This is a genomic window from Enteroscipio rubneri (assembly GCF_963929405.1).
GTDB classification, from domain to species: Bacteria; Actinomycetota; Coriobacteriia; order Coriobacteriales; family Eggerthellaceae; genus Enteroscipio; species Enteroscipio rubneri.
On record NZ_CAWVIN010000003.1, the window covers coordinates 168,697 to 182,813 of the forward strand.

Sequence of the window (14,117 nt, forward strand, 5' to 3'; positions counted from 1 at the left end):
ATTTCTCCTGCGCGCGCCACTTGCTCGCCGAACCGCCCCTACTCCCGCACTTCCTCGACAACGACGCCGTCTCCGAAGCTCGCCTCGAGCACGGCGCGCAAATCGTCAGGCGAGTCGAGAACCGCATCCGCCGACACGGGGGCGCGAACCCCCTCTTGCGCGGTTGCGACAGCGGGATCGGGAGCTGCAGGAGCTGCACTGCCGACGCTCGGAAGCGGCACGGATGCAGAAGCCGCAGGCGCAGCTGCGGGGATCTGGGGAGACCTGGCGGGCGCAGGCGCCGATCGATCGGCGGAAGCTCCTGCGAGCGCGGGTGCGAACTCGTCATCATAGGGCACACGCTCGTCCTCGTACGGAGGAAGATCGTCGTAAAGGTCGACCGGCACCTGGTCGGGATCGACTGACATTGACGGCGATGGAGCAGCGGGAGGCACTGATGCTCTCGCCGGCTGCGCTGGAGCGGAAGCCGGGCAGGTGGCGACCGGTGCGATCGGCGCGCCGGTATTCGAAGATGCAGGCGGCTGCGCAGCTCGCGAGACGGCTGTTTCGGCCTGTGCTCGCGCGGAAGATGCCGCGCGAGCGATCGGTCTCGGCGACATCGTCGGCGTCTCTACCGGAGCCGCCGACGGCGCCGGGGGGACGGACGTTCCGTTCTGCGTGTAGGCAAACGCCAGGGTCTCTCCGGTCGCCTGAACGAGAGCCGCTGATACGGCATCTTGCACATCGGGTTTCTGCACGGCTTTAAAGGCAAAAGCGTTCTCCGCAGGAAACTCGATGACGAACAAGGACTTCGCCTCGTCGTAGATGGCTTTTGTGTTGAGGAAGAGCACGCCGTACGCCGCCTTGTTTTTCTTGAGCGCGACGAGTGCGGCCTGCCACACCCGCTGCAACGCAGCGGGGTTGCGCAAGCTGGCGATCAACTGATCAGAGGGGCCTTTCCCCGTCCGAGCGACTGACGCAGCAGCCGGGACGGCGGGGGCCGCAGCGGGCTCCGCAGCACTCGGCTCGGGCGCAACAGATCCTGAGGCCGGGACGGGAGGGGCAGCAGGATCGGAGACAGCCGAGGGCGTTTGAACCAGCGTCTGCACAGGATCGTCCGACTCACCTCGCCCGTTCTGGACGGCGGAAGGAGCTTGCCCGCGCGGCATGGAAAACGGCTCGTCCGCAACGCCCGTCGATGCTGCCTGCGCAGCGAGGGCGGCCGTATTCGATGCTGGCGAGGAGGCGATCGGCGGCGCGGACCGCGCAATCTGCGAACCGTCGCCGGCAGGATCCGCACCCGTCACATGCGCGACAGCGGAATAACCGCTTTCGAGCGCTTCCACGCGCTCGGCAAGCCCGGCCAGCGTGAGGTCGGAATCGGGACGCACCATGCGCGTAAGCGCGATCTCGAATGACAGGCGTGGATTCGTGGACGTCTTGAGTTCGGCCGACAGATCGCCCAACACACCAAGCAGCCGTGCAAGACGGTCGGACCCGAACAAGGGCAACTCGCCCGTCAACTGGCGGCGCTCGGTAGCGCCCACCTCGAGCGCCACATCGGCATCGGTGAGCGACATCACATAGAGGTTGCGCACGTGTTCGGACAGATCGCGTGCGAATTGAGCGAGGTCGGCTCCTGTCTCCACATACTCTGCCGTCCAGCGAAAGCACGCCGCCACGTCACGTTGGCCGATAAAGCGGACGATCTCTGCAAGATCGTTCGTGTCCACGCCGCCCAGGAGCCGTTCGGCAACCTCGAGCGTGACCTTCCCTTCGCCGAACGCGATAAGCTGCTCAAGAGAGGTGAGCGCGTTGCGCATGCCACCCTCGGCACGGTGCGCGATGAGATCGAGCGCCTCCCCCTCGAACTCCACGTCCTCGCTCACACAGATAGCGCCAAGGCGCGATACAATGGCCTCGGCCGAAATGCGGCGGAAGTCGAATCGCTGGCAGCGCGAGTGGATGGTCTCGGGCACCTTCTGGGGATCCGTCGTGGCCAGGATGAACACCACATGGCTCGGAGGCTCCTCGAGCGTCTTCAACAGCGCGTTGAACGCAGCCGTCGACAGCATGTGAACCTCGTCGATGATATACACCTTGTACCGGCCGCGCGTGGGCGCGAACTGCACACGGCCGATAATCTCTTCGCGCACGTTCTCCACGCCGGTACGACTTGCAGCATCCAGCTCGTAGACGTCGGGGTGCTCGCCGTTGGCAATCATCACGCAGTCGTCACAGGTTCCGTCCGGCTCAGACGTGGGTCCGTGCTCGCACAGAAGCGCCTTTGCCAGCAGGCGCGCCGTGGTGGTCTTGCCCGTGCCGCGCGGACCGGTGAACAGATAAGCATGGCTTACCTTATCCTGCTCAATGGCGTTTTTGATCGTGCGCTCAATGCGCTCCTGGCCGACGACGTCCTCGAAGATCTGCGGCCGGTATTTTCTGTACAGTGCCTCTGACATGACGCGTGGATCCCGCTTTCCCATAGGCGTTTCAAGTTCTCGCACCTAGTATAAAAGAATCGCCCCGCACGCGGCGGCAGCCTTCTCCGCCCTCACAGCATCAGCAGGCGCTTTGGCGCGGCTACTCCGTGTCGGCCTTGGGGGCCTGCTTACCCTTGCGAGAACTCGTCGCCGCCTTGATCGCACCGATGATGGCCGGAGCTACGCTCACGGCCACGATACCCAGCACGATGACCTCAAAGTGCTCCTGCACGAACGGAATGCCGCCGAAGAAGTAGCCCACCAGCACGAACAGGCTTACCCAAGATATGCCGCCGATGCAGTTGAACAGCGTGAACTTGCCGAAATTCATGTGGCCCGTACCCGCAATGAACGGGGCGAACGTGCGGAAGAACGGCATGAAGCGCGTGATGACGATGGTGAGGCCGCCGTACTTCGCGAAGAAGTGGTCGAGCTTGGCCATGCGCTCGGGCGTGAGCGCCTTCACCTTGCCCGAATCGATAATCCGCGCACCGAAGAACCGAGCGATCCAGTAGTTCGAGGTGTTGCCAAGAATGGCTGCGACGTAGAACACGATCAGTGTGGCCCAGACATTCAGCCCGCCGCCATCTGCCGAGAACACGCCGGCCGCGAACAGCAGCGAGTCACCCGGCAAGAACGGGAAGAACACGAGCCCCGTCTCCACGAACACGATGAGGAACAGCGGGGAGTACACCCAGAGGGGCCCGAGCGCGATGATCCAACCAGCAATCGCCCCCCGAGGATCGGAGAGCAGGTTGACGAAAAAGTTGATGATATCCACAAACGCCCTTTGGTTTCGCTTTGATACACGAGTATCCCGGATAGGCAGGGGCGCTCGTCAGCGGTCCCTTATGGCTGCTTCCTCCCGGACCTGACCAGGTTCGGAACATGGCGCCGCCCCGGCCCATCCGGGATACTTCTCATAACACCGGTCAAGTATAAACGAAGGAGAATCTTCCCTGCTCCCCTTCCCACCTGAAAGCAACCAAAAGCACACAGACCCCAGAGGTTCGGCATATACGCGCCGGAAGCGCTCGGACCAGCGCAGGCAAGCACCTCGCTTCCGGCTTACAGGAAGCCGCGCTTCTCCAGAGCCATCAGCACATTGCGCCCTTCCTCAGTGCCTTCGATGATGCGCCGCGCGCGACTACTGTCACCGATGTTGATGATCTTCACGCTATTGTCGGCGTAGATCTGCTCCAAGTCCTCCAAAACAGGCTTGAAGGCCTTCATGCCCAGGCAAACGAACCCGTAATCGAAGGACAGCTCGCGCTCCCCTTCCTCGGTCTTCACCACAAAGCTGTCGGCGCGCACTTCCATCAAAGCCGTGTTGACAAGCTGCTCAACGTCGTTTTCGCGCATCATCGTGCCGAATGCAACCTTCGAGACGGGGTCGAGTCCGTTGCCGATGAGGGGCAGCATATCGACGATGGTGCAATCGGCGCCGCGGTTGGCGAAGAACTCGACAACGTCCAATCCCACCGCTCCCCCGCCAATGACCACCACGCGCTTGCCAGCCGCATCGTCTGGATATTCGTCGAGCGAGTCGATCATACCCTGGATCGACTTGACCGCGCCGCCCGGAAGGTCAATGAACTCATGCAAACCTGCGATAGGCGGCAGCAACGGCTTCGAACCTGTGGCGTTCACGATGATGTCGGGGTGGAACGTGGCGAGAGCGTCGGCAGTCGCCTTCGTCCCGGTGAAAACGTACAGGTTCTTGAGCTTCGCGGCACGCTGTACGAGATAGTGGGGAAAGTCGGCCAGTCGACGTTTCTCGGGGATCTTCGCGATGACAGTCGAAAGCCCGCCGAGCTCCTCCTTCTCTTCCAGCAAAAAGACACTGCATCCCACCTCGGCCGCCGTGCATGCCGCCTCGAGGCCCGCCGTCCCACCGCCGATGACAACGACATTGCACGGCTTATTCACCCGGCGCTGCAAATAGGCATCCCCGCCCACGACGTCGGGATTGACGGTGCAGCGGATGGGGATATTGCTGGAAATGCGATTGCCTGCGCATCCAATGTTGCAGGAGATGCACTTGCGAATCTCGCCTTCCCGTCCGTACCATACTTTGCGCACCCAGTTGGGGTCGGCAATGAGCCCACGCCCGATGCCGATCAGATCCGCATCGCCTTGCGCGAGCACCCGCTCGGCCACCTCGGGGTCGCGGTAGTTGCCCACCGAAATGCACGGCTTCCCATAACGCTCCTTCACCGCTCGGGCCATGTACGAGCGCCAGCCGTCAGGAAAGAACGGGGAATCGAGCTGCTTGTGCATCGATGCATTGAGTGCCGCCGAAACATCGAACACATCGATGTACTCTTCGACGAAGCGCAGGTATTCGAGGCAATCGTCAAGCGTGTTACCGCCAGGCAGGAACTCGTCTGCGCTGATGCGGCAGAGAACCGGGAAACGGGGACCCACCTGCTCGCGCACCTCGCGCGCGACGAGCGCGAGGAAACGGGCACGGTTCTCGGCGCTTCCGCCAAACTCGTCGGTGCGATGGTTGGTGAGTGGCGAAAGGAACTGGCTGATAAGGTATGAGTGGCCGCCGTGAATCTCGACTGCGTCGAACCCGGCAATGACTGCGCGCTTGGCGGCCTCGCCGTAGCGCCGAGCGATCTCGTGAATTTCCTTGACCTCAAGCGGACGCGGGATATCGCCGCCGTCTTTGGTCGGCACATCGGACGCGGATACGGGCTGGACGCCGGTACGGCTGAAGCTGGCCGACGCGCCAGCATGGTTGATTTGAACGGCAATGCGGCCTTCGGCCAGGTGCACCGTCTCGCACAGCTTGTGCAAGCGGGGGATAAACCCGTCATGATCGAGCCGCAGCTGCGTCGTGCCGTTGGAGCCGGTCGGCGAGTCGACGCTTGCGTTCTCCATGATGATGAGCCCGACGCCTCCGCGGGCGCGCTGCGCGTAGTATTCGATATGCTCGAAGCTCATCTCGCCGCTCAGTTTGCCGAAGTTGCTCCCCATCGGGCACATGACGATGCGATTTTTCAGCGTCATATCCCCGATCGTCAGAGGTTCGAAGATATGCGGATAACGCTGTTCCATGGAACCCTCCTTTATCGTTTCCTCCGGAATCGATTATGAAGCCGATGCCGCAGAGTTTCAAGCGGTTCCGCGCACGCAAAAGCCCGCCGAACCGTCGACGGGCTTTTGCTGCGTACAGGCTGAGGACGGATCAGGCAGTCTTGGCCGACCGCCGCCCAGTACGCTACAGCGTGCGCAGGTTGACTTCCTTGAGCTGGCGACCCGTCACGGCGCTCGGGGCGCCCGTCATCGGGTCGGACGCGCTGCTCGTCTTCGGGAAGGCGATGACGTCGCGGATGGATGCCTTGCCGCCCAGCAGCATGACCAGACGGTCGAGGCCCAGCGCGATGCCGCCGTGGGGCGGCGCGCCCAGCTCGAGCGCGTGGATGAGGTGGCCGAACTTCTCCTCAATCTCCTCATCGCTCAGGCCGCACGTGCGCAGCACGGCACGCTGCTCGTCGGCGTTGTGGATACGGATGGTGCCGCCGCCCACCTCAAAGCCGTCCATCACGAGGTCGTAGCTGTAGCTGCCGCACGCCAGCGGGTCGCTCTCGATCTTGTCCACGTCCTCGTCGAGCACGTGCGTGAACGGATGGTGCTCGGCGGCGTACTTCTTCTCGTCCTCGTCGTACTTGAACATGGGGAAGTTCACCACCCACAGCAGCTGATGGCCCTCGCGCGGCACGCTCAGCGCCTCGGCCATGTGCAGGCGCAGCGCGGAGAGCACGGCGCTCGCCACCTCGTAGGTGTCGGCGGCGAACAGCAGCAGGTCGCCCGGCTCCACGTCCATGGCCTCCTTCAGCGCGACGAATTCCTCGTCGCTGAAGAACTTGATGATGGGGCTCTTCTCCTTGCCGTCGGTCGTGAACGCGATCCAGGCCATGCCCTTCGCGCCGTTCTCGGCCGCGATGTCTGCCAGCTTCTCCACGTCGCCGCGGCTCCAGTCGCCCGCGCCCTTCGCGTTAATGGCCTTCACCACGCCGCCGGACTGAGCCACACTCGAGAACACCTTGAAGCCTGTGTCCTTTACGATGTCGGTGATGTCGACGAGCTCCATGCCGAAGCGCGTGTCGGGACGGTCGTTGCCGAAGCGGTCCATGGACTCGCGGTACTGCATGCGCTGCAAGGGGAACTCGTGGTCGACGCCCACGGCCGCGAGCGTCTCGGCCATGACGTCCTCCATGAGGTTCATCACGTCCTCGCCCTGCACGAAGCCCATCTCGATGTCCACCTGCGTGAACTCGGGCTGACGGTCGGCGCGCAGATCCTCGTCACGGAAGCATCGGGCGATCTGGTAGTAACGCTCGATGCCGCCCACCATGAGCATCTGCTTGAACTGCTGCGGGCTTTGCGGCAGCGCGTAGAAGCGGCCCGGGTTCGGACGGCTCGGCACGATGTAGTCGCGCGCGCCCTCGGGCGTGGAGTTCGCCAGGATGGGCGTCTCCACCTCGAGGAAGCCGCGCTCGTTCAGCGCGCCGCGCATGGCCTGGGCCACCTTGTGGCGCAGGTGCAGGGCCTCGAACATCTCCGGGCGGCGGATGTCCAGGTAGCGCCACTTCATGCGCGTGGTCTCGTCCGTCTCGATGCCGTCCTCGATGGCGAACGGCGGGGTGACGCTCGTGTTCAGGACCTCGACGGATTTCGCCAGTACCTCGATCTCGCCCGTGGCCATGTCGGGGTTCACGGCCTCCGCGCCGCGGTCGCGCACCGTGCCCGCGATCTTCAGCACGTACTCGCGGCCCAGGTGCTCGGCCTTCGCGAAGTCGTCGGCGCTCACGCAGTCGGGGTCGACGACCACCTGCGTGTAGCCCGCGCGGTCGCGCAGGTCGATGAAGATGAGGCCGCCGTGGTCGCGGTTGTGCCACGCCCAACCCGTGAGCACGACCTCGCGGCCGACGTCGCCACGGCGTAGCTCGCCGCACGTAGCGGTGTGCATGCAGTATTCGTTCATGAAGTCCGTCATAGTGGTGGTTCCTTGCTCCTTGGCGATGCTATCTGCATTTGCCGTCCGCTCAGGACGCAGCAGACGTTACTCAAACCTAGCCATTGTACAGGCCAACGAGGGGAAACAAACCCCTGATCGCGTCTTTTCATGCAAAATGCGCGCGAGGGCCCCTCTAAAACTCCGTATCCGTCAGCACGCAGTTCACCCCGTTGTCCAAACACAGCTGCTGCAGCTTGCGATCGAGCGTGAATAACGTGGCCGCGTGTCGCCGCGCGAGCACGAGATACATCAGGTCGTACACCGGATGATTCAGACGGACGGCCTCCGACAGCGCCTCGACGACAAGCTCGTCATCCTCGCAAAACTCGCTCACAAGGTTATTCGCAGCCTCGATATGACCCTTCGCTCCATCTTGGTCCATCACACCAGCTCGCACGAGTTTCCAGAGCGCATTCGCCAGCTCAACTTTGAAGAACCGAGGCGCCACCGTTTCTTCGCCCTCGAGCATCAGGGATTGAAAGGCGCACCCCTCCGCATGCTCCTGCGTGATGGCAAGCGCAGCATTGCAATCGAGGATTATCATAGCGCCTCCCTCATCCGACCCGCTTCCTCGTAGAAGCCACACGCTTCAAGGATCGTGCGCGAGCGCTCTTCCCTGCCCTCATGAATTATCGAGACAATATCATCGGCGGTCATTTCAACCTTCGGCAGCTTCTTGATTTCCTCAAACAGCGCCTTGCGCTTCTCGATGCGGGCGGCTCGCTGGGCTTCGGTGTCGAAGTCGAGGGGTCGCGGGCGTACGGCGCGGTAGAGCCGCTCGCCGTCCCAGAAGTGGGAGGCGTCCTGATGCGCCAGCATCTGCTCCACGGCCACGATGGTCTGCTGGGCGACGCTACGATGCTGGCTGGCGGCGTAGGTTTTCAGTTGCTCGTACAGATCGTCCGGGAAATCCCTCACTTGTAGTGCCGGCATAGGTGGCCTCCTTCAACGCATGTCTATAGCATGAATTATACATGCAATGGAAGAGAGCTGCAACTATGCCGGCACTTTGGTCGATTGAATCGGCCAGGTTTAATTGGCGGCCTTAATTGCCCTCGCTGATGCGGCCAAACACCTCGTCGATGCTCGGGCTTTCGGCGCCGTAGGGCTCGCCGCCAAAGCAGGCGAGCAGCGACTTCGCCGCCGCGAGATCGACCAGATGCTCCTCGTGCGTCTGCATGTTGCGCGCCTTCACCTGGCCAGCAGCAAGCTCGTCGGGGCCCATCACGACCACGAAGGCGGCGTCCAGCTTGTCGGCCAGCTTGAACTGGCTCTTCAGACTGCGGTGCTGGTGGTCCATCTCGCTAGCAAGGCCGGCGTCGCGCAGCGCCTGTACGAGCGAGAACGCCTCCGCGCGCACCGAGTCGTCGACGCACGCCACGAAACAGTCGCAGCGCCGGGCCGGCGGGAACGCGTAGCCTGCCGCCTGCAGTGCCAGCACGCAACGTTCGTAGCCCAGTGCGAAGCCGAAGCCGGGCGTGGGCCGTCCACCCACCTCCTGGGCCAGCTTGTCGTAGCGCCCGCCTCCACCGATGGCGTTCTGACTGCCCATACCCTCCGTCACCTGCACCTCGAACACGGTGCGCGTGTAGTAGTCCAGGCCGCGCACGAGCTTCGGGTCCTCCGTGTACGCGAGGCCCGCACCGTCCAGGTACGCCTTCACGGTGCCGTAGTGAGCGCGGCAGTCGTCGCACAGGTGGTCGGTGATCTTCGGTGCATCCTCCATGACGGCGGCGCAGCCGGGGTTCTTGCAGTCGAACGCGCGCAGCGGGTTGATGTCGGCACGGCGCTTGCACTCGTCGCACAGCTCGTCGGCGTGCGCGTCCATGTACGCCTTCACGGCGTCGCGGTAGGGCGGCCGGCACGCGTCGCAGCCCATCGAGTTCACCAGCAGCTCGGTGGCTTCCACGGGAATGCCGATGGCCGCGTAGAACCGCATGAGCATGATGATGCCCTCGGCGTCCACGCTGGGCTCCTCGGCGCCCAGGCACTCGATGCCCACTTGGTTGAATTGGCGCTGGCGGCCCTTCTGCGGGCGCTCGGCACGGAACATCGGACCCGCGTACACCAGCTTCACCGGAGGCGCGCCCTGCGGCACCAGGTCGTGCTGCACCACGGCGCGCACAACGCCGGCCGTGCCCTCGGGTCGCAGCGACAGGCGGCTCTTCGCCTTCACGGCGCCGCCGTCGAGCAGCCGTTTCAGGTTCTCGCCCGAGAGGGCGGTAAACATCTCCTTCGAAACCACGTCGGTTGCCTCGCCGATGCCGCGCACGAACAGGTCCGTCTGCTCGAACACGGGCGTCTCGATGGGCACGTAGCCGTACGCGCCAAACACGTCGGACGCCACCGCCTTGAAGTGCGCCCAGAACTTCGCCTCGTCGGGCAGGAGGTCGCGCGTACCTTCGGGAGATTGGATTGTCATGGAGGTTCCTTTTCGTATCGTGCGTTTCGATTGCCCGCTATTGTAGCGCATCGGAACGGGCTGCATGCGTCCGAGGTTTTCCGGCGATTCGAGCGACCGGACGGGCGGATGTCGACGCGAAAGCCTATTCCTCGAGCGACTTCAACACGTTCACAAGCGCATCGTCGGGACGATACCGCAAGCGCAACGCAAGCAGATTGCGCGACACATGGAACAAGCCCGCATCGGCCGCTGCAGCAGCGCTCTCATTCAGTATGTCGAGCACGGCCGCCGTCGGGGCAATCGGCACGCCGGCGGCGGCGAGCTTCTCATCCAAGCTGTCTTTATCGGGAAGCGCGACGCCGGTTTCCTCGACAAGCTCATGCAGCTCGGCCGTCGCCTGCAAAGCAACCGCCGGCGACGTGGCGAGCGACTTCACATAGCACAATGCGCCGACCTGCGGGTCACCCGCCTTCCAGCGCACATAGGCCAGCTGATAGTACGCCATGGCAATGTCGTCGGGCTGCACTGCGATACCCAGACCCCCTTCGAGCGTTTTCGCCGCGTTCTCCATATCACCCACAAGCATGAACGCACGACCGAGCTGTCGATAACCGGCGGACGTCGCGGGCGCAAGCTCGATAGCTCGGCGACCGAAGCGTAGCGCTTCTTCGGTGCGCTCGAAAGAGTGTTCGAGCAGACGCACAATCTCCAGATGGCAGAGGTAGAACGTATCGGGCGCGAGCTCGATGCGCCGGTGCGCGTCAGCTGCTGCAAGCGACGCGAGATCCGGAACGAAGGACGTCGTGCTGTCCGTACCGACACCCTGCATCTTGCTCGCCTCATCGGCGAGAACAGCGCAGTCATCGCACGCCGTGGCTCGTGCGCGGTTGTAGCATACGCGTGCCGCATACGAATCGAAGCATCGATAGACGGTCGCGGCGCCATCCGCGTACCCGTCGATCATCGATGCCTCCGCAACGGCATCGATCAGGATCGAGGCAGCACTTCCAGGATCCTGCGGTGCTCGCGTGCGGGCGCGTCCGAGGGCAACCAAACAACGATCTTCTCCGAGAAAACGGCCTACGATGGCGTTCTGCTCCTCCATATCGAGCGAGCCTTCGGCCAATGCCGCCATCAGCCTGGTACAGGCCGCGACCGTTCGTGCATCTTCACGCGCTTCTGCGGCATCCTGCTCCTCCCGCACGAGACGGATAGCCTCTATCGTGGTCTCGGCCCGCACAATGCCATCCGCAAGACGCTCGCCGATCCGACGGCGGTAGGTATCAACCTCAATGCGCAGGTCGCGAGCCTCGCGCGCCGCAAGAACCTCGGCAGCTTGACCAGATATCAGCGCATCGGCGCTCTCGGGAAGCGCACGACGCGATACGGCCGAGGGCAGCGCGTTCACGACGGCGAAGGGGTCGGCTGCCGGCAGATCGAACAGCGCGCCCGCATACGCGAACAAGGACGTCGGATCTCCCAGCCGAGCCGCATGGATGAGCTCATGATGCTCAAACAGGCCTCTCGTAAATGTAACCTGGTAATATGCAGGCGTATCTCCGACTTCCGCCGATCGGAATACGACGGGGTCGCCATCGGGAGCCTGAACGCGGTCGACATCCTCGACAGCAAGGGGACGGGCCACGAGATCGACGCGCTGAAGGAACGCGGACGATTCGAAAACGGCGAGCGCCAACGCGAGACCGACATGCATCGCATAGCAACGCGCTTGAGCCTCCCGTTCAGACGCCGTTGCGCTCGCCCAGCCATCAACCGACGAAGCAGGCGCACCCTGCGCAGCCGACGCGTTGCTGCAGCGACGCGTCGGCATGAGCCCGGCGTCAGGCACCGTAATCTCGATCGCCGCTGCACCTTCGCCGACGTCGCAGCGAAGCAAGGCCTCCACGCGAAATGGGAGCCTCATCCGTTCAAGCGCAGCGTTCACGGCGCATCGTGTCGCCCATTCTCCGCCGACCTCGCCGGACGAAGCGTCGCTTGCCAGATCAAAGGCGAGCGACGATGAAACGGCCGTGTCGACGAGATACCCCTCCCACCGCACGCAATCAATATCGCTCGCAAAGGATGCCCGTTCGTTGAACGCCTCGTTCATTAGAAGAAATCGGTTGAGCGCGCTCTCCAGGGCCCATATCTCACGGCGGGTGACAGGCGGATGCTCATCGTCCGCCGCAATGAAGAACGTATCGGCGTAGCGCGCGGTCCTGACAAGCCGCAAGATGTCGTCCGGCACGCCTCGAGCCTCAATCCGCTCGAGTCCGGCTTCGATAAGCCACCGCGCCAAACTTGACGCGAGCGCAGGGGGCCGCAGCACAGGATCCTCCTCAGCGCTTTCCACCGCGGAAACGATCGAGCGAAGCGCCAGAAGCAGCTTTTGCCCGCGCAGGACCGAGAAAGCAAAATCGACTCCGCGCGTTGGCATGGGAGCGTCGCAGGCTCGCGGCCGGTGGACAAACGCCAGAAAGGCGCGAGCCATCACATCGTCATAGGCCAGATCGGCCCCGTACGGCCCGAAATCATACCAGGAGTCGAAAATCGTATAGCGGCCGCGCCTGCATGCGTACTGCGCAACCTGACGCTTCCCTTCCGCATCGTGCACCTCGACGCTTCCCCGTTCCTCGTTCGATCCATCCTGCTCGGAGTACCGAGCGAACGCAAGCTCCGGCGGACGAGCAGGCGGCGACGGAACCGGACGATCCGTCGCAAACACCCGCCCGTAACGATCGATATAGGCAAGAATACGGAATTCGCTTGCACCGAGAAATTCCACCACGTAGCGATCGCTTTTGTTCGGCGCCGGGCACGCCCCTCCGATCCAGCCAAACGCACCGCAGTCGAACGCGACGGACGGCAACGCATGGGGTAGTACGCGTCGCACGGTACCGAGCAGCGCCTTCGCCGCGCCGATTCGATAGACGCCTTCGCGTTCCTCAACCTGCCGCACCCGTGCTCCTTTCGTGTCACCGAAAGCATAGCACGGCGTTTCGACTGGACGAGAAAAAACCGGACCGCAAAGGATACAACGCCCCCTCAGTGATGATGGTTACATGCCTGCTCCGCGCTCATGCGCGGAGCTTCGCCTGCAGCGACATGCTCAGCGGCGTCGCGCACGAGAGGATGTTCGTTGTCGAAGTACACAGCGATGCCCGCCTGATCGAACCCCATAAGCGGACGCATGCCCATACCTGCCGCAACGATGGCGTCTACGCCGGCCTTCGCAAGCAGACCAACGGGGCGCATGCAACCGCCCTCCTCGTGCGGAGGATTCGCAACCTCGAACGTGCCTGCAATCTGGCCGTCTACAATGTCGACCACCGTGAAGCAATCGCAGTGGCCGAAATGACCCGCGCGCTGGGAATCCAGGCCGGCCGCACCCATCGTGGGAATCGCCAGCTTCATCATCTTCTTTTCGTTCATCTTACCCTTCCTTCTCCGGTACTTCCGTATTCTCATCCAGCTGGTGCAGACCGCTTTCAAGCAGATCGACCAGCAGCTCGTCCAAACGCTGCCGGTCGCGCAGTACGTCGAGCCACTGCTCGGCAAGCTCGGCACCCTGCTGCGTAAGCTCGTATTCGCGGCGACGCGGGCCGACCTGCTCGTCGCACCATCGGGAAACGACAGCGCCCTCCTCTTCGAGGCGGCGTAGCGACCGGTACAATCCGCCCACGTCCACATCAACTTTCCCACCGGTCTTGTCTAGGATAATCTTGCGCATATCGTACCCGTAGCCGCCCGAATGCAGCAGCGCGGCGAGCGCTGCCGGCTCCGCAAGCGCCCCGCCCCCGCCGCCGCGCCGACGGCAACAGGACGTGCGCGTCGAAGTGGACGGCCCACCGCAGTCGCCGTGAGGCATGCGCATCATCCTTCCCGCTCCTTTCGCGCCCGCTTTGTCTGCGAACGACATGTATATGACATAAACATATATACGTCATATACATGCATGTTGTCAATATGCGGATGGGCAACGGATGGAGCGACACTCCTTCTCCTCGACGAGGATAGCGGACCTCATCCATCTATCCACCATTTCCCAGAACGCGCTTTTTTACCGTAGACACGTTTCGAGAAATCGGAAAGACAGGCTATCGCCGTCCCGCCATGGAACCGAAACGGGCTTCATACGCGAAACGACCCCTCCCGAGCATTCGCTCGGGAGGGGTCGTTTCGCGCAAGCCGTCACGCCGCTTGAGACCGTGCACCGTGTGCA

General features: G+C 63.2%; 10 protein-coding genes and 1 other RNA gene. All 11 read right to left on the reverse strand.

What is annotated here, in order from left to right:
* Positions 1-38: 38 nt before the first annotated feature.
* The 11 genes from dnaX to ABGT83_RS08045 all read right to left on the reverse strand — a co-directional run bounded on the left by dnaX (position 39) and on the right by ABGT83_RS08045 (position 13,772).
* Positions 39-2,441 carry a DNA polymerase III subunit gamma/tau gene (gene dnaX, locus ABGT83_RS07995; RefSeq protein ID WP_346686901.1) on the reverse strand — a complete coding sequence of 801 codons (2,403 nt, stop codon included), beginning with the start codon at positions 2,439-2,441 and terminating at the stop codon, positions 39-41.
* A 121-nt stretch (positions 2,442-2,562) separates the two neighbouring features.
* A complete protein-coding gene (locus tag ABGT83_RS08000) occupies positions 2,563-3,243 on the reverse strand; it encodes a VTT domain-containing protein (protein WP_103265079.1) in 681 nt (226 codons plus the stop codon).
* A 35-nt stretch (positions 3,244-3,278) separates the two neighbouring features.
* Positions 3,279-3,372: signal recognition particle sRNA small type (gene ffs / locus ABGT83_RS08005), an RNA gene on the reverse strand.
* A 158-nt stretch (positions 3,373-3,530) separates the two neighbouring features.
* Positions 3,531-5,528, reverse strand: a complete 1,998-nt coding sequence (locus ABGT83_RS08010) for an FAD-dependent oxidoreductase (protein ID WP_346686902.1) — start codon at positions 5,526-5,528, stop codon at positions 3,531-3,533.
* 163 nt (positions 5,529-5,691) lie between these two features.
* Positions 5,692-7,470, reverse strand: a complete 1,779-nt coding sequence (gene aspS / locus ABGT83_RS08015) for an aspartate--tRNA ligase (protein WP_346686904.1) — start codon at positions 7,468-7,470, stop codon at positions 5,692-5,694.
* Between the two features lie 154 nt (positions 7,471-7,624).
* Entirely contained in the window at positions 7,625-8,035 is a 411-nt protein-coding gene (locus ABGT83_RS08020) for a type II toxin-antitoxin system VapC family toxin (protein WP_129588485.1), read from the reverse strand.
* On the reverse strand, positions 8,032-8,424 hold the full coding sequence (locus ABGT83_RS08025; RefSeq protein ID WP_103265076.1) for a ribbon-helix-helix domain-containing protein: 393 nt from the start codon (positions 8,422-8,424) through the stop codon (positions 8,032-8,034). Before ABGT83_RS08025 ends, ABGT83_RS08020 begins: the two co-directional genes overlap by 4 nt.
* 112 nt (positions 8,425-8,536) lie before the next feature.
* On the reverse strand, positions 8,537-9,913 hold the full coding sequence (gene hisS, locus ABGT83_RS08030; RefSeq protein WP_346686906.1) for a histidine--tRNA ligase: 1,377 nt from the start codon (positions 9,911-9,913) through the stop codon (positions 8,537-8,539).
* A 124-nt stretch (positions 9,914-10,037) separates the two neighbouring features.
* Positions 10,038-12,854 carry a hypothetical protein gene (locus tag ABGT83_RS08035; protein ID WP_346686908.1) on the reverse strand — a complete coding sequence of 939 codons (2,817 nt, stop codon included), beginning with the start codon at positions 12,852-12,854 and terminating at the stop codon, positions 10,038-10,040.
* Between the two features lie 86 nt (positions 12,855-12,940).
* On the reverse strand, positions 12,941-13,327 hold the full coding sequence (locus tag ABGT83_RS08040) for a NifB/NifX family molybdenum-iron cluster-binding protein (protein ID WP_204600465.1): 387 nt from the start codon (positions 13,325-13,327) through the stop codon (positions 12,941-12,943).
* A 1-nt stretch (position 13,328) separates the two neighbouring features.
* A complete protein-coding gene (locus tag ABGT83_RS08045; RefSeq protein WP_239926459.1) occupies positions 13,329-13,772 on the reverse strand; it encodes a PadR family transcriptional regulator in 444 nt (147 codons plus the stop codon).
* Between the last annotated feature and the right edge of the window lie 345 nt (positions 13,773-14,117).